21 protein-coding genes are annotated in these 24,514 nt (G+C 40.4%); 10 read left to right on the top strand and 11 right to left on the bottom strand.

The window, feature by feature from the left end:
* Nucleotides 1-27 precede the first annotated feature (27 nt).
* Complete coding sequence (locus ACO1XM_RS05920) at nt 28-645, bottom strand: SRPBCC family protein (RefSeq protein WP_486226836.1); 618 nt, start codon at nt 643-645, stop codon at nt 28-30.
* 110 nt (nt 646-755) lie between these two features.
* On the opposite strand from ACO1XM_RS05920, the gene ACO1XM_RS05915 reads away from it, so the two are divergent.
* From ACO1XM_RS05915 to ACO1XM_RS05905, 3 genes are all read left to right on the top strand, one after another.
* Entirely contained in the window at nt 756-1,214 is a 459-nt protein-coding gene (locus tag ACO1XM_RS05915) for a DUF4199 family protein (RefSeq protein WP_486226834.1), read from the top strand.
* 181 nt (nt 1,215-1,395) lie between these two features.
* A complete protein-coding gene (locus ACO1XM_RS05910) occupies nt 1,396-2,688 on the top strand; it encodes an aminopeptidase P N-terminal domain-containing protein (protein ID WP_486226832.1) in 1,293 nt (430 codons plus the stop codon).
* A gap of 39 nt (nt 2,689-2,727) precedes the next feature.
* Nucleotides 2,728-3,144 (top strand): RidA family protein, encoded by a 417-nt coding sequence (locus ACO1XM_RS05905; RefSeq protein ID WP_486226830.1) that lies wholly within the window; start codon nt 2,728-2,730, stop codon nt 3,142-3,144.
* A 9-nt stretch (nt 3,145-3,153) separates the two neighbouring features.
* On the opposite strand, the gene ACO1XM_RS05900 is transcribed toward ACO1XM_RS05905, so the two are convergent.
* Both ACO1XM_RS05900 and ACO1XM_RS05895 read right to left on the bottom strand, forming a co-directional pair.
* A complete protein-coding gene (locus ACO1XM_RS05900; RefSeq protein ID WP_486226828.1) occupies nt 3,154-3,480 on the bottom strand; it encodes a HesB/IscA family protein in 327 nt (108 codons plus the stop codon).
* Nucleotides 3,481-3,537: 57 nt separating this feature from the next.
* Nucleotides 3,538-3,948, bottom strand: a complete 411-nt coding sequence (locus tag ACO1XM_RS05895; protein WP_486226826.1) for a hypothetical protein — start codon at nt 3,946-3,948, stop codon at nt 3,538-3,540.
* Nucleotides 3,949-4,021: 73 nt separating this feature from the next.
* Between ACO1XM_RS05895 and mce the strand changes: the two genes are divergently transcribed.
* Entirely contained in the window at nt 4,022-4,423 is a 402-nt protein-coding gene (gene mce / locus ACO1XM_RS05890) for a methylmalonyl-CoA epimerase (RefSeq protein ID WP_486226824.1), read from the top strand.
* Between the two features lie 191 nt (nt 4,424-4,614).
* Nucleotides 4,615-5,649, top strand: a complete 1,035-nt coding sequence (gene thiL, locus ACO1XM_RS05885; protein ID WP_486226822.1) for a thiamine-phosphate kinase — start codon at nt 4,615-4,617, stop codon at nt 5,647-5,649.
* A 6-nt stretch (nt 5,650-5,655) separates the two neighbouring features.
* On the opposite strand, the gene ACO1XM_RS05880 is transcribed toward thiL, so the two are convergent.
* Both ACO1XM_RS05880 and ACO1XM_RS05875 read right to left on the bottom strand, forming a co-directional pair.
* Nucleotides 5,656-8,787: a sensor histidine kinase gene (locus tag ACO1XM_RS05880; RefSeq protein WP_486226820.1), complete on the bottom strand. Its 3,132-nt coding sequence runs from the start codon at nt 8,785-8,787 to the stop codon at nt 5,656-5,658.
* A gap of 1 nt (nt 8,788) precedes the next feature.
* On the bottom strand, nt 8,789-9,154 hold the full coding sequence (locus ACO1XM_RS05875) for a hypothetical protein (RefSeq protein WP_486226818.1): 366 nt from the start codon (nt 9,152-9,154) through the stop codon (nt 8,789-8,791).
* A 91-nt stretch (nt 9,155-9,245) separates the two neighbouring features.
* On the opposite strand from ACO1XM_RS05875, the gene ACO1XM_RS05870 reads away from it, so the two are divergent.
* On the top strand, nt 9,246-12,077 hold the full coding sequence (locus tag ACO1XM_RS05870) for a VPS10 domain-containing protein (RefSeq protein WP_486226816.1): 2,832 nt from the start codon (nt 9,246-9,248) through the stop codon (nt 12,075-12,077).
* 58 nt (nt 12,078-12,135) lie between these two features.
* Here ACO1XM_RS05870 and ACO1XM_RS05865 read toward each other — a convergent pair whose 3' ends face one another.
* Nucleotides 12,136-12,729 (bottom strand): acyl carrier protein phosphodiesterase, encoded by a 594-nt coding sequence (locus ACO1XM_RS05865; RefSeq protein ID WP_486226814.1) that lies wholly within the window; start codon nt 12,727-12,729, stop codon nt 12,136-12,138.
* A gap of 70 nt (nt 12,730-12,799) precedes the next feature.
* On the opposite strand from ACO1XM_RS05865, the gene ACO1XM_RS05860 reads away from it, so the two are divergent.
* From ACO1XM_RS05860 to ACO1XM_RS05850, 3 genes are all read left to right on the top strand, one after another.
* Nucleotides 12,800-13,192, top strand: coding sequence for a TerB family tellurite resistance protein (locus tag ACO1XM_RS05860; protein ID WP_486226812.1), 393 nt, complete (start codon nt 12,800-12,802; stop codon nt 13,190-13,192).
* A gap of 27 nt (nt 13,193-13,219) precedes the next feature.
* The gene (locus tag ACO1XM_RS05855) at nt 13,220-14,497 is read left to right on the top strand and encodes an amidohydrolase family protein (protein ID WP_486226810.1); all 1,278 of its coding nucleotides are present in this window, start codon (nt 13,220-13,222) and stop codon (nt 14,495-14,497) included.
* A 304-nt stretch (nt 14,498-14,801) separates the two neighbouring features.
* Nucleotides 14,802-17,267 (top strand): ABC transporter permease, encoded by a 2,466-nt coding sequence (locus tag ACO1XM_RS05850; RefSeq protein ID WP_486226808.1) that lies wholly within the window; start codon nt 14,802-14,804, stop codon nt 17,265-17,267.
* Between the two features lie 14 nt (nt 17,268-17,281).
* Here the strand turns inward: ACO1XM_RS05850 and ACO1XM_RS05845 are convergent, their stop codons facing one another.
* The 3 genes from ACO1XM_RS05845 to murI form a co-directional block, all read right to left on the bottom strand.
* Nucleotides 17,282-19,285: a tetratricopeptide repeat protein gene (locus tag ACO1XM_RS05845; RefSeq protein WP_486226806.1), complete on the bottom strand. Its 2,004-nt coding sequence runs from the start codon at nt 19,283-19,285 to the stop codon at nt 17,282-17,284.
* An 11-nt stretch (nt 19,286-19,296) separates the two neighbouring features.
* Nucleotides 19,297-20,373 carry a complex I subunit 1/NuoH family protein gene (locus tag ACO1XM_RS05840; protein WP_486226804.1) on the bottom strand — a complete coding sequence of 359 codons (1,077 nt, stop codon included), beginning with the start codon at nt 20,371-20,373 and terminating at the stop codon, nt 19,297-19,299.
* Nucleotides 20,374-20,515: 142 nt separating this feature from the next.
* On the bottom strand, nt 20,516-21,319 hold the full coding sequence (gene murI / locus ACO1XM_RS05835; RefSeq protein ID WP_486226802.1) for a glutamate racemase: 804 nt from the start codon (nt 21,317-21,319) through the stop codon (nt 20,516-20,518).
* 141 nt (nt 21,320-21,460) lie between these two features.
* Between murI and ispE the strand changes: the two genes are divergently transcribed.
* Nucleotides 21,461-22,267, top strand: a complete 807-nt coding sequence (gene ispE, locus ACO1XM_RS05830; protein ID WP_486226800.1) for a 4-(cytidine 5'-diphospho)-2-C-methyl-D-erythritol kinase — start codon at nt 21,461-21,463, stop codon at nt 22,265-22,267.
* On the opposite strand, the gene ACO1XM_RS05825 is transcribed toward ispE, so the two are convergent.
* Together ACO1XM_RS05825 and ACO1XM_RS05820 are read right to left on the bottom strand one after the other, a co-directional pair.
* On the bottom strand, nt 22,256-23,155 hold the full coding sequence (locus ACO1XM_RS05825) for a DMT family transporter (RefSeq protein WP_486226798.1): 900 nt from the start codon (nt 23,153-23,155) through the stop codon (nt 22,256-22,258). The genes ispE and ACO1XM_RS05825 overlap by 12 nt on opposite strands.
* Nucleotides 23,155-24,291, bottom strand: coding sequence for an LptF/LptG family permease (locus ACO1XM_RS05820; RefSeq protein ID WP_486226796.1), 1,137 nt, complete (start codon nt 24,289-24,291; stop codon nt 23,155-23,157). Before ACO1XM_RS05820 ends, ACO1XM_RS05825 begins: the two co-directional genes overlap by 1 nt.
* Nucleotides 24,292-24,514 lie beyond the last annotated feature (223 nt).

Below are 24,514 nucleotides of genomic sequence, written 5' to 3'. Positions count from 1 at the left end.
AAATCACTGGTCATTATCTGGTCAGTATTATTCATTGCTGGTATCAACGGCCTCTTCGGAAGCTGGAACTTCTTCAGCGGGTGCAGGTTCAGGAGCCGGGGCACTCTCTACTATTTGTTTTAAAGAAGCCAAACCCTCTTCGTACTGCTTGCCTAGCATACCTTCTAATGCAAAGGCATTAAAAAACTTTGTCATCGATGCATTGCCAAAACCTGTCTTGCTCACATCGCTATCGTAATGCCATATTACCTTGGTTCCTTCAGGCACTTCCTCTAAAACAAACTCTGCAAATATCTGACCCTCCATACCTTCGAAAGCCATGGCATTTTTCACACGCTTATTTTCTTCGTACTCAACCGTCCATTGAGAACCTTTACCCGTTTCAGGGCCGTCCCAACTCATTTTAGCACCTACACCTACCGCGGGGCCTTCAATTACTTGCTTGGCCTCTGGATCCATTTTTACCCAGGGTGACCATTTATTAAAATTCTCGAAGGAGGCTAGCTGCTGGAAAACGGCTGCCGGAGGTGCGTTCACTACAATACTACGCTCCATGTGGGCGCTGGGTGACATAACGGATACAGCTATCACTGCTATTAATAACAATGACAGGATGGCGATGCCTGCTATTTTTAAAATTTTCATGATTAAAAGGGGATTGGTTAGACCTCTAATGTAATAAAAGAATAATGCTTTTAAAACATTGATTATCTGAATATTAATTTGAATATTTCATAAACCAACCTCAATAATCTATGAGCTTTTTTTCAAATCCTAATCGCATTCCAGAGAGCTACGGATTACGCATTGCTGCGGGTCTGATCGGCTTTTTTGTACTCATGTTTGTTCTAGGCTTCGGCCATGTAGTGGAGTTGCGACTTCTCAATCTCTTTATTTTAGCAGGCGGCATATACTATGCGCTAAAGAAATTTAAAGCAACCCATGGCGCCTCTATTCATTACTTCAGGGCACTGGCAACCGGGGTAGCAACAGCAGCCATTGGTTCTTTTATTTTCGGTGCCTTTCTTTTTTTCTTCCTGTACATCGATGTAGGTTTCATGGAGTGGATTGTAGCCAATGAACCGATGGGGCGTTATATGAATCCGTACATAGCTTCCTTTATTGTTGTCTTAGAGGGTGTATTTTCAGGGCTGTTGGTAACATTTGTACTTATCAACTATATCAGCACTGAAGTGGATAACATAGCATCCTGAGTTACTTAACAAGCCGATAAAGAGGCAATCTCTGATAAGCATAAATTCTTAGCATCGCCCCGATTTGCGGGGATATATTCATCATAATTTGAGGGGTATAGGAATAAATCCTGCGAGAGTTTATGTTTTTCGGTTGCCTCTTTTTTGTTTTCATTATCTTGCCGCCCTTAAATATTTCATCATGCGTTACGAGGCAATCAGCAAGGAACTTTTTATCAATAACCGTAAGCGATTAGTTAAAGAACTTAAGGAACAGTCTATTGTGGTGGTGAACGCCAACGATATACAACCGACCAATAGCGATGGGTCTATGCGCTTCCGCCAGAACAGCGACTTGTTTTACCTGACTGGCATTGACCAGGAGGAAACCATATTGGTACTATGCCCTGGTTTCCCTGACAAAAAATACCGTGAAGTTTTATTTATCCGCGAAACCAACGAAACCATTGCCACCTGGGAAGGTCATAAATACACCAAAGAAGAAGCCCGTGCTGCATCGGGCATTGAAACCGTTTTATGGACTTCAGAATTCTATAAACTCTTAAATACCATGATGGTGATGGGCGACACACAAAATGCCTATCTCAACACTAACGATCACTACCGTGCGGACGTAGTGGTGGAAACAAGGGAGATGCGCTTTGTAAAGTGGTGCATGGAGAAATACCCATTACATAATTACGAACGGCTTGCTCCGATTATGCATCGCTTACGTAGTATTAAATCTCCCCATGAAATTGAAGCCATGCAAAAGGCATGCGATATAACTGAAGCAGCTTTTAGAAGAATACTGAAGTTTGTAAAGCCCGGTATTGCTGAATATGAAATAGAAGCTGAGTTTATTCATGAATTTATTCGTCAGTGTTCTCGCGGCTTTGCTTACGAACCCATTATTGCTTCAGGCCCTGACTCCTGTGTATTGCATTATATCGACAACAGCAAAGTGTGTAAAGATGGGGATATACTTTTGTTAGATGTTGGTGCAGAGTACGCCAACTATAATGCTGATATGACACGCACCATTCCAGTAAGTGGCAGGTTTACGAAAAGGCAAAAGGAAGTCTACAATGCTGTGCTACGTGTTCAACGCGAGGCCATGAAAATACTAAAAGCCGGAGTTGTCTATTTTGATTATCATAAAGAAGTACAGAAGATTACAGAAGCTGAGCTTATCAAATTAAAACTGATTGATAAAACAGATGTAAAAAATCAGCATCCTGACAAGCCCTTGTTTGCTAAATACTTTATGCACGGCACCGGCCACCAATTGGGTTTGGATGTTCATGATGTTGGTAATATGTACCACAAAATGCAAGTTGGTCAAGTTTGGACGGTGGAGCCTGGCATTTACATTAAAGAAGAAGGCTTGGGTATTCGCATTGAAAACAATGTAGTGATTACTAAAACCGGCTTAAAGGATTTGATGAAAAATATTCCGATTGAAGCAGATGAGATTGAGGAGTTAATGAATTGATTTTAAGATTCGGTGATTTGAAAATTTGAAGATAAATCTATGAGCGATATTCTAAATTCAGATAAGGCACCAGAACCTGTTGGCCTGTATCCCCATGCCAGAAAAGTGGGCAATCTGCTTTTTTTATCAGGCGTGGGGCCGCGTAAAAAAGGGTCGAAAGAGATTCCTGGCGTAACCTTGGATGAAAACAAAAATATTATTGCTTATAACATTGAAGAGCAATGTCATTCTGTTTTTCAGAATGTTCGTTACATTTTAGAAGCTTCGGGTTCGCGTTGGGAAAATCTGGTGGATGTAACGGTTTTCCTTACCAACATGAAAGATGACTTCGCTACCTACAATAAAATTTACGCTGAGTACTTTAAAGACAATTTACCTTGCCGCACAACGGTAGAAATAAATTGCCTGCCAACGCCAATAGCCATTGAGTTGAAGTGTATTGCTACTGTCGATTAATTTGAAATTTTACACCGAAAAACTTTCCCCGCATCCGCAAGTACGAGAGGCGTTGGGATTGATGAATTGAAAACCTTTTCCGTTTAGTCCGTCTGTAAAATCGAGTGTTGTACCGAGTAAGTACAGCAGGCTTTTTTTATCGACTAAAATTTTAACGCCCTTATCTTCAAACACCTGATCGGCAGGATTAATACTATCATCAAAACCTAAATCGTACATCAGGCCTGAACACCCTCCTCCTTTTACAGACACTCGAATGTTATGCGCCTCATTTCTTCCTTCTTCCTTACGCAGTGCTGTGATTCTCTCTTTTGCCTTATCCGTTACGCTAATCATAATTCAACATTTTTAAAATTCAACATTCCAAATTTGGAATTTGAGATTTGTAGTTCTTTAGGAGACTGGATTTAATACAACACTAAATACAGTTAATGTGTTCATGTCTCTACCGTAATACAATTTTTGTAAAGCATCCATTACATTGCTAGCCCTGAAATAAGAGGTATGTAGTTCTTTATCCCCTTTCGCCACCCATTGTATGGTGTAGGAAAGTTCTTTTTCTTTATAGTCCTGCACATACAGGAGCATCTTTTTTAAAGCATCTAGTTTATCAATACCGGTTTCACTATGAAAAAGGAAAGCCTGGTTATGCTTAGGATTGATTGTGATCAAATCAAGCTTGGTTTTACCTTCTTGCACAGAAAACTCAAATACAAGGTCAGCCGTACGCACCCCCAAGTAGCTCTTAATCTCTTGCTGGATGCGGGCAGATTCTACGTGCATCTCACTGGCTGTCTCTATCATGATTGCTTATTTCTATTCAAAAACTTGACCTTAACCTAAAAAGTTTCGGTTCTTACGTACAAAATTAACAATTATGGAAAAACTTGAGCATATCGGTATCGCGGTAAAAAATCTGGAGGAAGCCAATGCCCTGTTTGCCCGCTTATTAGGCCGAAAACACTATAAAATCGAAGAAGTTGAATCAGAAGGCGTTAGAACTTCTTTTTTTGAAGTGGGTGGCGTTAAGATAGAATTGCTGGAAGCAACCAGACCCGATTCGCCCATTGCCAAGTTTATTGAGAAAAAAGGTGAAGGCATACACCACCTGGCTTTTGAGGTTCAATCCATAGATAAAGCTTTAAATAAATACCGTGAAAATGGGTTTGAGTTGATTAATCAACAACCAAAGGCGGGCGCTGACAACAAACAGATTGCTTTCCTGCACCCTAAATCAACGCAAGGGGTATTGGTTGAGCTTTGCCAGGATAGAACCTAAGGGCTAGCACTTTCATTTCATGCATTCTGTAAAGTAGCTCTGGTTGAGTTTCTTTTTATAAGTGCACACGCACTGGTAAAAGGTTTACGATCATCATTTAATTACAGGATACACACCAGGCCCTAAATAGATGATAGTTTCTTAATTTTGCATTGCAAACTGTCGCAACAATTGGCAGATGGCATTTACTTATGGATAAAAAACGACTTGAAATAAGCGACTTGGGGGAGTTTGGACTCATCGACAGAATAGCTAAGAACTTCGACATCAAAAACAGAAGTAGTATAAAAGGGATTGGTGATGATGCTGCTGTTATTGATGTTGGTGATGATTATCTCCTGGTTTCAACCGATGTGTTAGTTGAAGGTATACACTTTGACCTTGCTTACACACCACTTCATCATTTAGGCTATAAAGCGGTGTCGGTTAATGTATCAGATATTGCTGCTATGAATGGAAAAACAGAGCAGATTACGGTAAGCATTGCACTGAGTAATCGTTTTTCTGTTGATGCTGTAGATGCTTTGTATGAAGGTATAAAAGCTGCCTGCGATAGTTTCACCGTTGATCTTGTTGGCGGTGACACTACTTCTTCCCGTGCTGGTCTCATGATTTCCATTACGGCCATTGGTCGTATTCAAAAAGACAAAGTAGCTTACAGAAGTGGAGCAAAACCCAATGACATCATTTGTGTTACCGGAGATTTGGGTGGCTCGTTTTTGGGATTGCAAATATTAGAACGCGAAAAGGAAGTATACCTCAGCAATCCTGAAATGCAACCGGAAATTGAAAAATATGAATATATGGTTGGGCGTCTGCTCAAAGCTGAAGCCAGAACAGATATTGTTGCTGATCTTGCCGAAGCAGGTGTTGTACCCACTTCTATGATTGACATTTCTGACGGCCTGGCCTCTGAGTTATTTCACATCAGCAAAGCATCAAATGTAGGCATTCATATTTTTGAAGATAAAATTCCGATCGATCATCAAACATATGATGCAGCGATTGAATTTAAACTCGATCCGATTACGTGTGCACTAAATGGTGGCGAAGATTATGAATTACTTTTCACCATTGCACAAGCTGATTATGAGAAGTTAAAAAACCATGCCGACATACACATGATCGGCTACACCAATGACAAGCCAACGGAGAAAATAATGGTGAGCAAGCAAGGCACTGTAGTTCCGCTTCGTGCTCAGGGTTGGAATCATTTTAATGGATAAATTACACTATGCTGCGGGGAAGGTAATCGTGAATATTGAGCCTTTACCTTCTTCGCTTTCTATTTTTAAGGTGCCTTTTTGAAGCGCGACAAACTGTTGGCACAAAACAAGACCAAGACCGGTTCCCTTTTCATTTGAAGTGCCTTTCTTAATGGTAGGATGTGCTTCTGTCAATAGTTTGTTGATATACTCCTTATTCATACCAACGCCTTCATCTTTTACTACAATATTTACTTCGCCTGCTTGACGATAGGCCTGCAATTCTATCTTTTTCCCATCTGGTGTAAACTTAATGGCGTTGGAGACAAGGTTGCGCAAAATAACATAGAGCATATTCTCATCGGCAGTAACAAAGAGGTTGTCTTCAACTTGTGTTTTAAGCTGTATACTTTTTCTTGTCAAGCCTAACTGATTCAAGTCGCATACTTTCTTTACCAGATCGTTAACTGAAATGCGACCAGGCGTGTATTGTATCCCACCCATCTGAGATAAGGACCAAAAGAGCGTATTGTCTATCAGATCGAGGGAATTAGCAACCGAAGCCCTGATAAGTTCTGCATGCTTTTTTATTTCTTCTCTGGAAAAATTCTCTCCATTATCAATCAGTAAACCTAAAAATCCCTTGAGCGTAGTAAGCGGAGAACGTAAGTCATGTGATAAGATGGAGAAAATCAAATCCTTTTTCTCATTAAGGTTTGCCAGTTGCTCCCGCGATTGTTCAATTTCACTCGTTCTGATTCTTAACAACTCTTCCAGCTTTTCTTTATCCTTCTTCTCACGCTCTACACGAATTCTAAAGCTTATCACCGCTATACTTATAACAATTACGGAAAGTATTAACCTGAACCACCAGGCCATCCAAAAGGGTGGTTTAATATAAATTCGTACGGCATGCATGCGTTGTTCGCCTGCGGGATTTGTGATCTTAACACGAAATGTATAATTGCCAGGACTGAGTTGATGATAGTTTGCCTTACCAAAAGCATCAGATTTTTGCCAGCCCTCATCAAAACCTTCTAATTTATATTCAGCAATGAATCTACTGGGTTTACGGTAATCCGTTACTCCAAAGCGCACGGTAAAAGATGTTTCATCACTACCCAGTTTTATTACGCTATCCATGAGTGTGGACTTCTCTAACTCAACGACCTCATTTCCTTTGCGCAATGTTAATGAGTAGATCACCGGTTTCAATGGCAACGTTTGTGCCGTGGATCGCAGTGGATCGATAATATTAATGCCATTGATGCCACCCACAACAATAGAACCATCACTCAATTTCAAATCGCATTTCCGGTTAAATTCCTCTGCCTGTACACCCTCACTTACCTGATAATTGGTAAACCTTTGATAAGGATCAAGTTTGCTTAATCCCCTGTTGGTCGTAATCCAGACATTACCAAAATCATCAGGAACTGTAGCATATACAGTATTATCTATCAGACCATCATTATTTGTAATATTTCTTTCAACTGAAATTTTACCTTCACGTTCAGACACTTCGAATATTCCATAATTCATAGTAGAAAGCCATATCTTATTGTTGACTTCTGCTATATTCAAAATCAAAAAATTTGCCGTGTCTCTTGGTAATTTTTGGTAGGTAAGTTCATCTGTTGCTGTATTCAGTAATGATACCGCGCTATTTGAACCTACCCAGAATCTGTTTTGCGTATCAATGAGCAGCGCACTCACATTATTTCTGGCCGGTAGTTGATACGCTTTAAATGTATGGGTGTTCATGTCAAACTTAAACAGATAACCCACTACTACACCATAGAGCAGATGATCCTGCAGCAATAAATGTCTTACTCGCTTTCCTTTTAAATAATCGGCTGATGGAAGGTGATATGAGAATGTTCTTCTCTCCTTATCGAAAATGAGTAATCCGATAGAAGTGCCTACTAAAATTGTATTATGATCCAATTTTGCAAAAGCAAATGGAACTATAGACTCATGCGCTGGAAAATCCTTACCCTTAATAGCAATTCTTTCAACACTATTTTTTTTACGATCGATAAGGTTTATGAAGCCACCATCTGTACCTACCCAAAGCAGGCCTTCATCTTCAAAAACACTACGCACCATATTGTCGCTTAGTGAGTTAACATTATTGGGTTGGTGAGCATAGTGAAGGAATTTACGTTGCTCTCTGTCAAAGAAGTTGATAGCACCATTTGTTCCAATCCATATCAATCCTGTTTTATCCTCAAGAATAGCATAGCAATTGTTCCCTCCCAGTGTATTTTCCTGATAAATATCTTGTTGTAGTAATCTAGTTGTTTGATTTATCGGGTCGTAAATGGCTAGACCTTCTGCTTTCGTCAGTATCCAAACCAATCCCATATTGTCCTGATGAAGCGCATTTATTCTGCTGTAGAAGGGTCTGCTATCAGGTAAAAATTCTCTCACCAGTTTACCGGTATCAGTATCAAAAACCATGACACCCTCTTTCTCTGTACCAACCCATAGCTTTTGCTCGTTGTCTATTAGCAATGCAGAAGCACGCGTTGTATGCGGGAAAATCCTTTCGGGCGATTTGATCACTACATCTTTCTTTTTTATACCTTTTATATAGAGAGAAACTTTGCCAACAAGGCCAACCCAAAGGCTATCACCTTTTACAAGTAAGGGCAAAGCACCAAGTGATCTTGTCACATCTGAGAATTCCGTGAGTTCATTTTCCACTAATTCAAATAAACCATTGGCTGTACTCAACCATAAGCGCCCATCGGTAGTTTGTGCGATATCGTGAATCGTTTCCTCCTTTGCTGTGAGCGTAACAATGGTGTTGTATTGATATGAAAATGCCAACAGCCCCATCATGCGTGTGCCAATCAGCAGCCGATGGTTGATAAAATCCCAATGCAGTAGAGTAATCTGCCTTTCATCAAGCGATAATCCCAAGTCAGATCTGTAAGGATAGTGTTTAAACTCTTCTCCATTAAAACGAAACAGGCCACTGCTGGTGCCGAACCAGATTAGTCCAAATTCGTCCTGCTTAAGGCTTGCAACAAAAGTAGACTTGATAACGCCCGGTATTGTATAGTGATCAAAAAAGATGGGAGGTTCATTCTGCTGAGCCGCCACTGAAATGGTTCCAAAGAAAAAAAAGAGTGCAAAAATTTTGCTCTGCATATTAATCTTCAGGGTAGGGAATAAAAACAAAGTTGGTGAATTCCTTATCAATTACGAATAAACAACAAAACTCATCTGGATCTTTATACGCGGAAAAGAAGTTGTCTTTTTTATCCTCCTCTACTAAACCACGCTGCAAGTACTCATCCAAAAAAGAAATGTAATACGACCATTTTAAACCAAGCGAGTTCCTGTCGATCAGCAGTTGACCTATTGGCTGATCTATCTGACAAATCGGAAATATCGGGTAGTCGAATCCGCTCTTGCGCAATTGATAGGATGCCTCCCGTAAAGTATCTGCAACCCGTACAAAGTCCTGAGAAATGGTACCTAAGTATTTGCCGTTCAACTCTGGATCGTTATTCATAAATCTCTATCTAAGCCATTTAAATAATCAACCACTTCCAGCTTAGGCAGGCAAGCTAATAATTCCCTATTTTAGTAAAAATAAATTTAGTATGAAGAATCTTTTTATTTTCAGTGTCTTGTTAATTCCCATGCTGGCAGCTGGGCAGGCCTCAACCGAGGCTGAAATCACCACAGCATATCAAGTAAGAAAAAAAATGGCAGAGACCTCTTTGCTTAAGAATTTACCTGCCCGCAATGTAGGGCCTACCATTCAGGGTGGTCGCATTGTGGACATGGATGTTAATCTTAAAAATACAAAAGAGTTTTACCTGGGATACGCGTCAGGTGGTATTTTCAAAACAGTTAATAATGGCATCACTTTCGAGCCCATCTTCGATCATAACGATGCCTTAGGAATTGGTGATCTTGTGTTATCACAACAAAATACCAATACCCTCTACGTTGGTACTGGCGAAAAAAACAGTAGTCGATCCAGCTACGCAGGATCTGGTGTTTACAAAACCACTGACGGAGGTAAAACCTGGGCAAACCTGGGGCTGTCCAATACACAACACATTAGTCGTATCGTACTTGATCCCAACAACGACAACATTGTTTACGTTGCAGCTTTGGGCTCTCTCTATTCAAAAAACAAAGAGCGGGGGATTTATAAATCCACTGATGGTGGCAAAACGTGGAAACACACACTATTCTTAAGCGATAGCGTTGGAATTATCGACTTGGTTATTAATCCACAAAACCCTAAACAACTTGTTGCAGCATCATGGGATCGCTCACGTAAAGCTTCCAACTTTAAAGGCAATGGCGAAGGATCTGCCATCTACCGATCAGAAGACGGTGGCGAAACCTGGACTAAATCAATTGCCGGATTTCCAGAAGGGAAACAAGTGGGCAGAATAGGTTTAGATGTCTGTCTGACCAGCCCCAATGTTATCTACGCAATTCATGACAATCAAGGAGAAATTCCGGATGCATCTGCCAAGAAGCCTACTGAGAAGACAGACGCACTCACTTTTGAGAGTTTTAAAACCATGAGCAATGAAGACTTACTCAAACTTGATGACAAAAAACTTGAAGCATTCCTGAGAGATAATGGTTTCCCCAGAAAGTATAGCAGTGCAGTGGTGAAAGTCGATATCAAAGCAAATAAATATACAGGTAAAACTATTGCTGAATATTTCGGTGCTGATGCGAATGCTAATTTGTTCAATACCAAAATTATTGGAGCCGAAGTATACCGATCTGACGATAGCGGCAGCACCTGGAAAAAAATGAACAGCTATGATCTTGATGGTGTTTTCTATACTTATGGGTATTACTTCGCAGAAATTAAAGTAACACCAAGCAATCCTGATGTACTTTACATTTATGGTGTACCCATGTTAAAATCCAAAGATGGTGGTGTAACCTGGCACAGACTGGATACGCTCAGGGGCGTACAAAGTATCCATGTAGATCATCATTCAGTTTGGGTAAATCCACAAGATCCACAACATATTTTGTTGGGTAACGATGGTGGACTTTATCAAAGTTATGATGAGGGTGCCAACTGGATTCACATCAACAATATGCCTGTCGGGCAATTTTATACTGTAAGTGCTGATATGGAAACACCATATAACATTTATGGTGGCCTGCAAGATAATGGTGTGTTGAAGGGATCAAGCAAATCAGTCCCCAATCAAACAGAACATTGGGAAGAGATTTCGGGTGGAGATGGTATGTACGTAGTTCCTGATCCACGCAACAGCAGGTTAGTATACACAGGTTATCAGTTCGGTAATTATACAAAAATTGATAATGGTAAAAGAAGTCGCATTACTCCAGCACACAATATTGGTGAAGCACCATACCGTTGGAATTGGAGAACACCTTTAATGTTAAGCAAGCACAATCCAGACATTGTGTATATGACCTCTCAATTTGTTCACAGGAGCTTCAACAAAGGGGAAAGTTTTGAAACGATCAGTCCAGACCTGACAAAAAATGTTAAGCAAGGAAATGTTCCGCTTTCTACAATAGCTTCATTTACAGAATCGGGGTTAAAGTTTGGCCTGCTCTATGCTGGTACCGATGATGGAAATCTCTGGGTAAGTAAAAATGCGGGTGGATCGTGGGAGAATATAACGGCAGGGCTACCTGCAAATAAATGGGTCAGTTCTGTTTTCGCTTCCACCCATGATGAGGCAACTGTTTTTGCATCGTTGAATGGATACAGGGAAGATGATTTTAAAACTTACTTGTTCCAAAGCAAGGATTATGGAAAAACCTGGAAGAGTATAAAGGGAAATCTACCTGAAGCTGTTGCCAATGTTATTATTCAGGATCCGGCAAATGCCGACCTTTTGTATTGTGGTTTAGATAATGGAACCTATGCAAGTCTGGATGGTGGCAATACCTGGCACTTTTTTACCAATATGCTTAATGTGGCATCCTATGACATGATGGTACATCCACGCGAAAACGAATTAATAGTGGGTACACACGGACGCAGTATCTATGTTGCTGATGTTAAGCCTTTACAACAATTAAAGGGTAATGCAAAAGATAAAGCAGTTGTAGCTTTCGCTGCTGAAAACATCAGACACAGCGAAAGGTGGGGCCAAAAGGCATTTGCCTGGGATAAAGCTTACGAGCCTAAGAGCACCGTCTTATATTACTGTAGTAAAAACACAAACTTGTCTATCGACATTATTGATGAGAAAAATAATGTAGTGCGGACGGTTAATGCTGTAGGAGTACAGGGCTTTAATAATTTTACCTGGGATCTTAAGGTTCAAAAAGCAGCACCGGTAGTTAAGGGCAAATCGAAAAACACGGCTCCGGCAAATCCTGAATTAGTGTATGCAGGCAAGGGTAAGTATAAAATCAAGTTTAATGCAGGCACTGAGAGCAGTGAAACTGTTATTGAAATAAAGTAAACATAAAAACAGAAGGTCGTGCAGTGCCGTTAAGGCTTACAAACTGCATGACCTTTTTTTATAATCCATTTTCTTCTCTAAATTTTTTTGCCTCCTCAATTAAGTCAGGAAAAAAGAGTTGAAATTCAGTCTTAAATGCTTCATAAAATTCCTCCAGGTCTTTCACTGATTCTTCCATTTTAGAAACAAAAGTTGTTCGCCTGGCCATGCCACTTAAGGCACGGTGTATCCCCTCCAGCCTTGCGTAGTTCACCAGCCAGTTTCCTTTAACGATATGTGGAAGTAGAAGATAAACAGGTTCTGGCAAGGTGTAGGTGCGAGTTTGCAACACCTGATAACAAGCCCCAGCAAAGTCGGGTAGTGGATCGTGATGGTAATCGCCCCAGTTTTTGGCCAGAAAGTGATCGTAATAAATGTCAATAATTACACCCGAATAATGTCTATATTTTGGCCATAATCTTTTTTTACTGCTAGACACCACTGGATGTGAATCCGTGAAAGCGTCAATAATTCTGTGCAATTCGATGCCAGCAACCACCTTTTCGGGCAAGTGTTGGTAATGCGGTCTGCCTTTAACAAAATCTCCGATAAAGTTTCCTGTCATTACATCAGGATCTGTTCCAGACAAATACAAGTGCGCCAGGAAATTCATTCATCCTAAAGGTATTGGTTATTTCTCATTTACTTGTTAGGTTGAAGGTCATTTAGCTAAATCTAGACCTATGGCTTTACTTGCCCAAATGAAATTACTCATCAACCTGGCTCGCATAGATGGCGAAGTGGCCGGTAAAGAGCGTGCTTATATCCGCAATATTGGCCTTGCCAACCACCTTGACGCTGGCGAGATTGAGAAACTCTTTGATCAAAGACACGATCTGATTGTACCTGATGACCTGTCTGAGGACCAGAAGTTTGAATACATCTTTAGCCTTGTTCAGCTTATGAAAATTGATGAGCGCATGTACAAAGAAGAGATTATGTTCTGTTCAAAAATTGCATCCCGTCTGGGTTATGACGAACAAGTCATGTTCGATCTTATGTTGCATGTAAAGGCTGCCGCCATGGGTGAGGATGAAATGACAGCACTAAAAAAACTTACAAAAAAATACCTCTAGTCCCACTGATCCACAAATTAATTCAACATGAAAAAATTATTCTTCACAGCTTGTGCAATCCTCGCACTATTTACAGTTCAGGCACAGAAAACGTATCTGCATTGTGGAACCCTCATTGACGGAAAGTCTAATGAAGCACAATCGCAAATGACAATTATTGTTGAGGGAAACAAAATTATTGCAATTGAAAAGGGATTTAGTAAAGTCGGTGCAACCGATAAACTAATTGACCTGAGCAAAAAAACTGTCATGCCGGGCTTGATTGATATGCACGTGCACATGGAAAGCGAAACCAGTAAAGATCAGGCTTTGCAACGCTTTACTTCAAGCGAGGCTGATATTGCTTTCCGTTCTACTGTCTATGCCAAGAGAACTTTAATGGCTGGCTTCACTACTGTGCGCGACCTGGGTGGATCTGGTGTGAACATCTCGCTGCGTAACGCTGTGGCCTCAGGTCTGGTGCAAGGACCACGTATTGTTACTGCTGGCAAGTCTATTGCTACCACAGGAGGTCACGCAGATCCGACTAATGGATATAGAAAAGATTTAATGGGCGACCCTGGACCCAAAGAAGGTGTTATTAATTCACCTGAAGAAGCAAGGCAGGCTGTGCGCCAGCGCTATAAAGATGGTTCAGATATGATTAAAATTACTGCCACCGGTGGGGTATTAAGTATTGCTAAAGACGGCTCAGGGCCTCAATTCACTGATGAAGAATTAAAAGCAATTATTGAAACTGCCAATGATTACGGTATGCACACTGCTGCCCATGCCCATGGTGCGGAAGGCATGAAACGTGCTGTGATGGCGGGCATTACCACCATTGAGCATGGCACTAAAATGGATGATGAAATTATGAACCTGATGAAGCAAAAAGGAACCTACTATGTGCCAACTATTTCCGCAGGTAAGTATGTGGCACAGCAGGCGAAAGTTATGGGCTATTATCACCCATTAGTAGTTCCTAAGGCTTTAGAAATTGGTCCACAAATTCAAGCAACATTTGGCAAAGCATATAAAGCAGGTGTAAAGATTGCCTTTGGCACTGATGCCGGTGTGTTCCCTCATGGAGAGAATGGTAAAGAGTTTACTTTCATGGTTGAGGCAGGTATGCCGGCTATGGAAGCCATTAAATCAGCCACCGTGGTGAATGCAGGAATTTTAGGCATGGCCGATAAAGTGGGAACATTAGAAAATGGTAAGCTTGCAGACATTGTTGCCACAGATGAGAATCCATTGAAGAATATTAAAACAATGGAAAATGTAAGTTTTGTAATGAAGGATGGTGTTGTGTATAAGCAGTAATAGATTTTACATACCATCATTTTCTTTTTGACTACTCCACCCATTACAGGAAGTCAGATTTCCTGGTTCTCACAGCCAGAAATCTGACTTCTTTCCAATTTACGACACCATTATAAGCAATATCTCCTCCCTGGTTTCAATTGAAGATGGCGCCAAGCCCCTACACCAATATAGGTTAGTCTCTCTTTTAGAATAAACCTGATGTCTAAGAACTATTCTTTTGCTTTGCACATCTATAAAATAGTAATGGGAATATTGTAACCTTTCCGATTAAAGTCAGTTTTCTAATTATAACCCTTTTACTATGCTGCAAAACCTCCTACTTACAGCCTGGAGGAGCTTAAGGAAAAATACATTTTTCTCAGCTCTTAATATTCTTGGCCTGGCCATTGGTATGACCGTATTCATACTCATTGCGCTCTATGTTCATTTTGAAAGAAGTTATGAAGATTTTATTCCAGGGCGTGATTCCATTTTCCGTGTAACACTGGAAACTTCTCTCAACAACGAACTTGTTATTGCCAGTGCAGAAAATTATCCTGGTGTAGGACCTGCTTTATTGAATGATCTTCCAGAAGTAACAGCTTATGCACGCTTGTACAATATGGGGTACAAGAATAATGTTATCATCACTAACGAAGAAGGCAAACCTGACCCCATTGCGTTTAAGCATAGGAAGTTTTTGTATGCCGACTCCTCCTTTCTTCCGATGATGGCGTACCCAATGGTACAAGGAGATGCCAAAACAGCATTGGCTGAACCCTTTACGGCAGTACTTTCATCTAGTTATGCCAAGAAATATTTCGGTGATGAAGACCCTATTGGAAAAATGCTTCGTTTGCAAGACGATGATTATAATAATGAATTAGTAAAGGTTACTGGAGTGTTTGAAGATTTACCAAAAAATACGCACCTGAAATTTGATATACTGTTTTCATACAAAACACTTTTTACCCGATTTGAACGTGCTCCCTTCCGGTATGATCAAAGCTGGCAGCGAAAAGACATGTACACATTTATTTCTGTACAACCCGGTACTGATATAAAAGCATTAGAGGCCAAACTTCCTGCACTTGTAACCAAATACAAACCCGAGAATCAGGAAAAAAATCAGCGTGATGTTTTAGCACTTCAACCGCTTGAGGGTATTCATCTCACCTCTAACCTTGCCGAAGAACCTGAACCAAATGGTGATAGACAAATCGTTACCTTCTTAGCACTGATTGGCATTTTTGTTTTGGTCATAGCCTGGATCAATTACATAAATCTTTCTACCGCTAAAGCAATGGATCGCGCCAAAGAAGTTGGTGTACGAAAAGTAATGGGCGCCTACAAAAGCCACTTGATTAATCAATTCATGGCTGAGTCTGCTGTAGTCAATTTACTTTCGCTTCTGCTGGCGATGCTTTTCGTTGCACTTATGCTTCCTTCGTTCAATACTCTTTCAGGTCTGTCGCTCAGTCTTACCTATTTCTTACAATCCTGGTTCATTCTTTTAATTTTAATCTTGTGGATAGCAGGAACACTTTTTTCCGGCTTCTATCCGGCATTTGTTTTATCTGCCTTCCAACCTGTAACAGTACTTAAAGGAAAACTAAAAAATAGTGCACGGGGTATTCTCTTGCGCAAGTCGCTGGTAGTTCTGCAATTTATGGCCTCCGTTGCACTTATTGCTGGAACCTTTATCGTATATCAGCAACTCAATTTTATGATGAATCGCGATTTAGGATTAAACATTAATCAGGTATTGGTGGTGGAGCGCCCAGGTATTTCACCCCGCGACCGTACAGCATTCTCGTCTGCCATAGATGTATTTCGTGATGAATTAAAAAAAGATCCGTCAATAGAAGGTGTTGCTTCTTCTGTAACCATTCCCGGAAAACAACGGGAGTACAAAGCTGTAACTAAACAGTATGGAGCATCGGATGATAAATCGGTTACTGTACGGTTTAACAGTATGGATTATGATTTTCTTAACGTCTTTAAAATGAAATTAGTGGCAGGCAGAGCTTTCTCACCTGACTATGTAAACGATCAGGATACTTCTGCCATACTTACTGAATCTGCTGTACGCATGTTAGGATTTGGCTCTGCCGAAGAGGCCATTGGTCAGACTGTTTCTATTCCTGATTTTCAATGGGATCCTATTATTGTGGGTGTTGTTAATGATTACCATCAAGTATCATTGAAGAAATCATTAGACCCAACTATATTTTATTGCTCACCTTTTTACGGTGAGTTTTATTCGATCCGTGTAAACACGAACGATCTAAACAAAACGATTAATCATACGAAGCAAGCTTGGGAAAAAGCATTTCCAGGAAACCCTTTTGACTATTTTTTCCTGGATGATTATTTTAATAAGCAATACGAAAACGAAAAGCGCTTTGGTAAACTATTCAGCACTTTCGCAATTCTGGCTGTAGTGGTTGGATGTCTTGGGCTCTTTGGTTTGTCTGCCTATACAGCTACACAGCGCACAAAAGAAATTGGTATCAGAAAAGTTCTGGGATCTACCGAAAAGGGAATATTTTATCTTCTTTCGCAGGAATATATCAAGCTGGTTGGTCTCTCCATCCTCATGGCCTGCCCTTTGGTGTGGTGGGGAATGGGTAATTGGATGAATGCCTTCCCTTATCGAACATCAATATCCATATTTGTGTTTGTGGTATCCGGTGGCATTGTGTTAATGGTGTCCTTAATGACGGTGAGTTTTCAGACTTTGAAAGCTGCAAGAGCCAATCCTATTGATTCGCTTCGGCATGAGTAGTTTCAGAATTATTTTCACCCCTTAGGAACGGTGAAGGAGAAGGTACTTCCTTTTCCTTCCTGGCTGGTGACTGATATTGTACCCCCATTTTTCTCTACAAACTCTTTGCAGAGAATTAAGCCAAGACCAGTACCTTTTTCGTTAGCTGTACCACGGGTACTGTAGGGAGACGTTTTATCAAACAACATCTTAAGTACTTCAGGCTTCATGCCAATACCATCATCTTTAACACTTACGCTCCAGAATTTTCCTTTATCTTCAGCAAACAATTGTATGTGACCGCTTTCGTTGGTAAACTTTATTGCATTGGTAACTAAATTTCTGATGACCAGATTAATGGTGTTAGAATCTGCAAAGGCAAAAGTATTGTCTTGTATATCATTGCTGAAGGTGATCTTCTTGTTTTGAACAGCACTAAGCATCTGAATATTTTCAGCAGCCACCTTATTAAGATCAATTTTAGCAGGCTGTAAGCTGAGTTTATCCATCTGAAGTAATGTCCAATCCAGTAAGTTATTCAACAAAGTTCTAGTATGATTAAACCTGGCTTTAAGCTCCTGAATATTTTTACTCATATCATCAGGAGAAAGTGCACCTCTGTCCATTAAATCAAGTAATCCCGCCAAAGCATTAATCGGAGAACGCAGGTCATGAGAGATAATGGAGAAGAACTTATCTTTTACCTGATTCAACTTCTCTAGTTCCTCGCTTCTCTTTTCGGTTTCCTCTTGGTGTTGTAACAAGAGCTTGTTGATTCTTCTCCTTCGTTGCCCGCTACGATAAATGGTTACCAAAAGCACTCCGGCCAAAGCACCAACAATTACAAAAATATTCAGGATAAACTCTTGTCTTTTTATTTCAGATTTCTGAACCTCCTCCAGCCTGCTCAACTGTGCGATGCGTGTATCTTTAGATTCGGTTTCGAAACGCATCTGGTCGCGGAAAAGCTTCTCATTCATTTCCTGACTAAACAATGAATCTTCCAGGAGCTTAAATGACTTATAGTACTCTAATGATCTTTTGAAGTCACCTTTTTTCTCCCAAAGTCTTGAAAGATTATTGTAACAACGTATTTCTAAAGTTCTTGCGTTAAGTCCCTGCGCAATGCTAAGGCTTTTTTCAAAAGCCGTCTTGGCCTCTTCGAACTTATTCTGCTGCGCATAAATTTGTCCGCGCCCCAACTCTACCTCTGCAGTACCCAGTTTGTTGTTCGTTTTTGTGTAGGCGATAAGTGCCGAATCGTAATAATTGAAAGCAAGATTAAAATCCCCTTTTCGCATGTACACATTCGCTATACGCGACATCGTACGTGGTTCAAGAATCTGATCTTGGATAGTTTTCAGACTCATCAAGGATTGGTTGAGGTAAATAAGCGCTGAATCATATTTCCCCTGTCTGATTAACACATCACCAAGTTCATCGAGTGAGTAAGGTTCTCCTAATTGATCACCAGCCATGGCACTCATCTTTCTGGAGAGTTCCAGGTGATTTTTCGCTCTTTCATACTGACCCAGCACTTTAAACACACGACCAACATTATGCAATGCGATAGCCATACGCATAGAATCCGGTGGTGCATTGGTATTGGCGATTCTGTAGCTTTGGGTAAAATAAAAATACGCCTCATCGTATTCACCCAAATCGAAATAATGATCACCAATCATATTATAGGCAGCAGACATCTGCAGGCTATCGTTAATGCTGATACTATTTTGAAGGTATTGGGTGCTGTATCGAAGTGCAGTTGAGTAGTCACCAAGCAGAATCTGCGTAATGCCCATGTTGCGGTAGGCAAGATTAAGCGCCCAAGGTTCCTTCATGCGTTCGGCAAGAAAAACGGCATCCTCTGCAAATTTCAAGCTCTTTGTAAAATCAATTGTTTCATACGCAACCGATAGCTCTACAAGCAGTTGCATTTTAACGGAGTCATTAAGACTTCGCTGCAGTGCAGTTTCCAGACTGTCGATGTTTTTATTTTGCGTATAGGCCCATGTTGTAAACAGGGTAAACGCGATCATTATAAAATACCTCAGACGAGTAAAATTTTCCATAGAGCAGCAAGTAATAAAAAGAGTAACGCAAATGGCACTAAATACTTCCAGCAAACATTCATTAACTGGTCAATTCGTAAACGAGGGAAAGTCCACCTTACCCACATTTGAACAATCACAAAGAAAATTGCCTTCCCTATCAACCAAAAAATACCCCATACAGTAGAAGTCCAGCTTCCATTTGTTCCATTAGTCCAGTCAGCAAGTCTGACTGGCCCCAGGTTGGGCAAGGGTGAATACCAACTACCAAAGAACAAAATAGCACCAATTATGCTAACGAGCAACATCATGGCGTATTCAGTGAGCATTATGGTTGCCCAGCGAAATCCAGAATACTCCGTTTGGATACCGGCAACCAGTTCAGATTCAGCTTCAGGCAAATCGAATGGCGCCCTATTGCTCTCGGCTAAAGAGGCAATGAAAAAGATGAGCCATACAGGGAGTAATATGGGATATCTAAACACATTCCAGGTAAAAAAACCACCCCATGCAGAGGCATCTCCCAGCGCCTTGATGCCAAACAAATAACTGTATCCGCTTTCATGTATCCCTTGTTGATTTGAGATGGCTTGTAAGTCTAGCGTGCCCGCCAGCAAGCATACTGTAAGAATGGTTAACCCAAGCGGCACCTCGTAGGATAAAAGCTGAGCCGCAGCACGGAAAGCACCCAGGGTGCTGTATTTATTGTTAGAACTCCATCCAGTCATTACCAGCGCGATTACATCCAAAGAAACAATGGCCAGCATAAAAAAAACACCGGAGTGGATGGCTGCACCATGCCAAGATTGACCAATGGGCAGTACGCTAAATCCGGCAAAAACAGCTGTAAAAGCGAGTAAAGGAGCAATTAAAAAAATCAGTCGCTGTGCAGCAGTGGGTACAATATCTTCTTTTTGAATAAGCTTTAACAGGTCAGCCACTGTTTGAAGCAGTCCGTAGGGGCCGGTTTCCATCGGCCCCAATCGATCCTGCATAAAGGCTGATACCTTGCGTTCGGCATAGATCGCGAACACAACATAAGCAAGTAAAACAGGCAGATAGAATAAAAAACTCAATGGATTTTAAATTGACGAAAGATAAAACCTGATGCGCAGGAATCAATCCTTGAAGCAGGATAATTTAAGCGCTTATTGATGCATTTTGCATGAATCATTGCTATCGCACCCATTAAAAAGCACTTATCTGATTACGGAACGCTTATTCCCACAAACGGTGCTTATCCAAATGCACTACTTCACCAAAAAACAGTTTGGTACTTGCTTCAAAAGAATCTGTATAATCCGATACCAGAAACTTGTGTTGTGGACTGGCGCTGCTTAAAAGATTATTTTCTGCTAAATACTTCCTCAAAGATTCTGCTACCTCTTCCGATGAATCCAAAACGCTTATCTGTTGTTTGTAGAAGTCACCAATCTCTTTCTTAATCAAAGGATAATGTGTGCATGCTAAAATCAATGCATCAATATCCTGCAACACCGGGTCATTTAGATATTGTGCTATAATGTCATGACTGATCCGGTTATCAAAAAAACCTTCTTCTATCATGTGTACTAGCAAAGGCGTTGCCAGCTGCTGTAAGGTAATACTGTTGTCCAGTGCGTGAAGTTTTTGTGCATATACATTCGACTGCACTGTGCGCTTGGTGCCTATTAATCCAACCTTTTTGCCACTGAACTTGCTCACTACCAACGACACCATAGGATCAATCACATTAATGATATGGGCACGCTTACCTACATATTCCTTCAACAACTCAGTTGCGGCAGAGCTGGCAGAATTGCAGGCTATTACAATCACCTTACAATCCATTTTAAGTAATACATCGGCAATCTTGATGGAGTAGGCCTGAATGGCTGCCGCTGATTTATCACCATAGGGTAAGTGAGCAGTATCACCAAAATAAATCATGCTCTCATTTGGCAGTGCTTTTTGTATAGCATGTGCTACCGTTAAACCGCCAATACCGCTATCGAAAATACCTATGGGTTGGTTCTGATTCATAAAAATTATAACAAGGCGAATTTCAGTATTTTATTGATTAACCATTGCATCCATCTGTTGTATTACCATAAAAAATTAATAGAATCGCAGACTTATTACGTATTTCGTTGTTAAACTCAGACATTTGGTATCCTGAATAGTATGGTAAGCTTTCCTCCCTGTAAAATAAATCTTGGTCTCAACGTTTTAGAAAAGCGAAGCGATGGTTATCATAACCTGGAAACTGTATTTTACCCCATTCCTTTGTTTGACATTGTGGAGGTAATACCAGCCCCCACTACTGTATTCATTGCCAGTGGCATAGCCATACCAGGCGAGAATAATACCAACCTTTGCCTGAAAGCATATGAACTCCTGAAATCCAGCTATAACCTTCCGCCAGTTGAAATCAGACTTCATAAAGTAATACCCACCGGTGCAGGACTTGGCGGTGGCTCAGCAGATGCTGCACATACACTACGTATACTTAATCAGCTTTTTAACCTTCAGTTATCTACCACACAACTTAAAGATTATGCGCAACAATTGGGCAGCGACTGTGCGTTTTTTATCGAAGACAAACCCATGCTTGGTTTAGGGCGCGGTGAGCTATTGGAACCTATACAATTCTCTTTAAAAGGAAAATTTTTAGTACTCTTAAAACCAAATGTTCATGTCTCAACAGCTGAAGCGTATAAGGGCGTAAAGCCTTCCACAGCACAGCCGCGTGTTAAGGATATCATAGAAAACATCCCTTTACAGGAATGGAAACATGTACTTAAAAATGATTTTGAGGAATCCGTTTTTAAAGTGCACCCAATTATTAGTCAGTACAAGGAAAAACTGTATACAGCAGGTGCGCTTTATGCCTGCATGAGCGGCTCGGGATCTTCTGTATTCGGTATCTTCGAGAAACCATTCAATTTTACAGGAGAAGATTTAGTCTGGAGTGGTTTGCTAACGCAGTAAGGGATCCGGATTAAACTTGCGTTTCAACACTGGGTAACCAGCAACGGCCATCAGAATAATTAAGGTGCCCAGGTAAAACTGAATATTCATTTTTTCTGTGTTACCAAAAATCATTACGGCCAATATAATTCCATAAACAGGCTCAAGGTTTAGCGATAACTGCATGAAAAATACAGACAATCTTTTCATCAGGTCAACAGATACAGAGAAGGCATATACTGTACATACTATACTTAAGATCAGGATGCACAACCAATCAGTCCAATCTGCATTAAAATTAATTACATAAGCAGTGTCTACCACCGAAGTATGAAAACCCAGATAAATAATCGCACCTATGCAGGCACCAAACATTTCAAAAAAAGTAATCTGATAGGTTCCCACTGATTTACCCAGGCGTTGATTCAGCGCGAAAAATAAAGCAGACAGAAAGCCAGACAATACGCCAAGAGCCAGTCCCAGTGGGTAATCAAAGTCAAATGAAAAAATAACGTACAAGCCAACAATTACCAGAGAACCTAATAATACCTCGTAGCCTCTTATTTTTCTTTTTGTGAACAGAGGATCCAGCACCGATGCCCATAGCGACCCCGTTGCAATACCCACCAAACTTACAGATGCGTTAGACACACGGGCTGAGGCAAAAAAGGTAATCCAATGTGCTGCTACTACAAAACCTACCAATATAAGTTTAGGTAAATAACCGGCAGGCACTTTAAAATTCTGTTTTACCAGCACAATTAAAAGCCCCATACCCAGTGCAGCCGTTAATGTACGTAACACCACCAACTCAATAGCTGGTATCTTTATAAACAAGCCCAATATGGCTGTGAAGCCCCACAGGAAAATAATAAAATGAAGTTTAACGTAATCTATTGTCGAGGCCATTAGCGCGGTACGTACTTATACATTAAAGCTGAAATAACACCAAAGATGATGTTGGGAATCCAAACCGAAATTTGTGGTGGGGTTGATCCTGCTTCTGCAAAAGTTCGAAACAACATAAAGAACAAAATAAACAAAAAGGATAAGCCAAAGCCCAATGCAATTTGCAAACCTGTACCCCCCCTGCTTTTACGTGCCGAAACAATCACACCCATAAATGTTAAAATAAAAATTGTAAAAGGTGAAGAGAAACGCGTGTGCAGTTCAACTTCGTAGGCTTCCACACCCGTAGATCCACGGGCTTTTAATGTAGCAATATAAGACTCCAGTTCATTAATGGTCATTCCATCAAACTTTCTGTAGTCATTTTCAAATTCTTTAGGCGTTATCACTAGCGTTGTATCCAGTGCAGTTCCTCCCATGACAGCATCATTCAATTTTGCTTTGCGATTGGTCTCAAAGCCCTCTATTGCCTCAGGCGCCATAGGGGTTTCAAACACACCATCCACTTTACGCAGTTGCCAATCATGCATCGTCCATTTATTCTTCGTTGAGTCCCAGACAATGCGATTAGCCGTGAGCTTCTCAACCAGCCGTAAGCCTTCAAACTTTTCAATTGAAAAGTTGTAGCCTGTATTTACAGAATTGTTATAGTTCTGAATATATAAATACACATCAGGTGCAACCTGAATATGTACGTTACGCTTATCGAAGTAGAATTTATTTTTGAGGTATTCTAACTCAAATGCCAGACGATCCTTATTAGAGTTAGGTATCACCCATCCATTAAACCAAAAGCTCAAACCGGCTATTAATGCTGCGCCAATAAAATAAGGCAACAGTAATCTTTTAAAACTCACACCACTACTTAATATAGCAATCACTTCAGTATGCCCCGCCATGCGAGCACATACATACACCGTTGCGATAAAAACCGTGATTGGCGTTACTAAGCCACCAACCCAAGGCAGAAAATCCAGGTAGTAGCCCAAAATTTGAGAAGCACTTAAAGCATTTTTAGTGTACTTATCCATCTTCTCTGTAAGGTCAATTACACAGATGATGGCCAGCAGTATAAGCACTACAAAAAAGAAAGTGCTTAAAAAACGCTTTAAAATATATTGATCAATTAATTTCATTCCTATTATTTATCAGACGTAAGTAGCAAGACGTAAGTAGTTAGACGTAAGTAGTTAGTAGTATGACGTAAGACATAAGAGTGTTACAATTGTTATAATTAAATCTTAAATCTTAAATCTTAAATCTTAAATCTTAAATCTTAAATCTTAAATCTTAAATCTTAAATCTTAAATCTTAAATCTTAAATCTTAAATCTTAAATCTTAAATCTTAAATCTTAAAT

It is taken from the genome of Chryseotalea sp. (assembly GCF_057350905.1).
The sequence above is the reverse complement of the archived record's forward strand: the minus strand, read 5'-3'. Positions and strand labels throughout refer to the sequence as shown.

Excerpts from the sequence above, each read along its gene's own strand:
- ACO1XM_RS05900 (WP_486226828.1), bottom strand. The coding sequence starts at position 3,480 with ATGATTAGCGTAACGGATAAGGCAAAAGAGAGAATCACAGCACTGCGT.
- ACO1XM_RS05870 (WP_486226816.1), top strand. The coding sequence starts at position 9,246 with ATGAAGAATCTTTTTATTTTCAGTGTCTTGTTAATTCCCATGCTGGCA.
- mce (WP_486226824.1), top strand. The coding sequence starts at position 4,022 with ATGGAAAAACTTGAGCATATCGGTATCGCGGTAAAAAATCTGGAGGAA.
- ACO1XM_RS05895 (WP_486226826.1), bottom strand. The coding sequence starts at position 3,948 with ATGATAGAGACAGCCAGTGAGATGCACGTAGAATCTGCCCGCATCCAG.
- ispE (WP_486226800.1), top strand. The coding sequence starts at position 21,461 with ATGGTAAGCTTTCCTCCCTGTAAAATAAATCTTGGTCTCAACGTTTTA.
- ACO1XM_RS05820 (WP_486226796.1), bottom strand. The coding sequence starts at position 24,291 with ATGAAATTAATTGATCAATATATTTTAAAGCGTTTTTTAAGCACTTTC.
- ACO1XM_RS05910 (WP_486226832.1), top strand. The coding sequence starts at position 1,396 with ATGCGTTACGAGGCAATCAGCAAGGAACTTTTTATCAATAACCGTAAG.
- ACO1XM_RS05855 (WP_486226810.1), top strand. The coding sequence starts at position 13,220 with ATGAAAAAATTATTCTTCACAGCTTGTGCAATCCTCGCACTATTTACA.
- ACO1XM_RS05865 (WP_486226814.1), bottom strand. The coding sequence starts at position 12,729 with ATGAATTTCCTGGCGCACTTGTATTTGTCTGGAACAGATCCTGATGTA.
- thiL (WP_486226822.1), top strand. The coding sequence starts at position 4,615 with ATGGATAAAAAACGACTTGAAATAAGCGACTTGGGGGAGTTTGGACTC.
- ACO1XM_RS05845 (WP_486226806.1), bottom strand. The coding sequence starts at position 19,285 with ATGATCGCGTTTACCCTGTTTACAACATGGGCCTATACGCAAAATAAA.
- ACO1XM_RS05860 (WP_486226812.1), top strand. The coding sequence starts at position 12,800 with ATGGCTTTACTTGCCCAAATGAAATTACTCATCAACCTGGCTCGCATA.
- ACO1XM_RS05850 (WP_486226808.1), top strand. The coding sequence starts at position 14,802 with ATGCTGCAAAACCTCCTACTTACAGCCTGGAGGAGCTTAAGGAAAAAT.
- ACO1XM_RS05905 (WP_486226830.1), top strand. The coding sequence starts at position 2,728 with ATGAGCGATATTCTAAATTCAGATAAGGCACCAGAACCTGTTGGCCTG.
- murI (WP_486226802.1), bottom strand. The coding sequence starts at position 21,319 with ATGAATCAGAACCAACCCATAGGTATTTTCGATAGCGGTATTGGCGGT.
- ACO1XM_RS05875 (WP_486226818.1), bottom strand. The coding sequence starts at position 9,154 with ATGAATAACGATCCAGAGTTGAACGGCAAATACTTAGGTACCATTTCT.
- ACO1XM_RS05920 (WP_486226836.1), bottom strand. The coding sequence starts at position 645 with ATGAAAATTTTAAAAATAGCAGGCATCGCCATCCTGTCATTGTTATTA.
- ACO1XM_RS05915 (WP_486226834.1), top strand. The coding sequence starts at position 756 with ATGAGCTTTTTTTCAAATCCTAATCGCATTCCAGAGAGCTACGGATTA.
- ACO1XM_RS05825 (WP_486226798.1), bottom strand. The coding sequence starts at position 23,155 with ATGGCCTCGACAATAGATTACGTTAAACTTCATTTTATTATTTTCCTG.
- ACO1XM_RS05880 (WP_486226820.1), bottom strand. The coding sequence starts at position 8,787 with ATGCAGAGCAAAATTTTTGCACTCTTTTTTTTCTTTGGAACCATTTCA.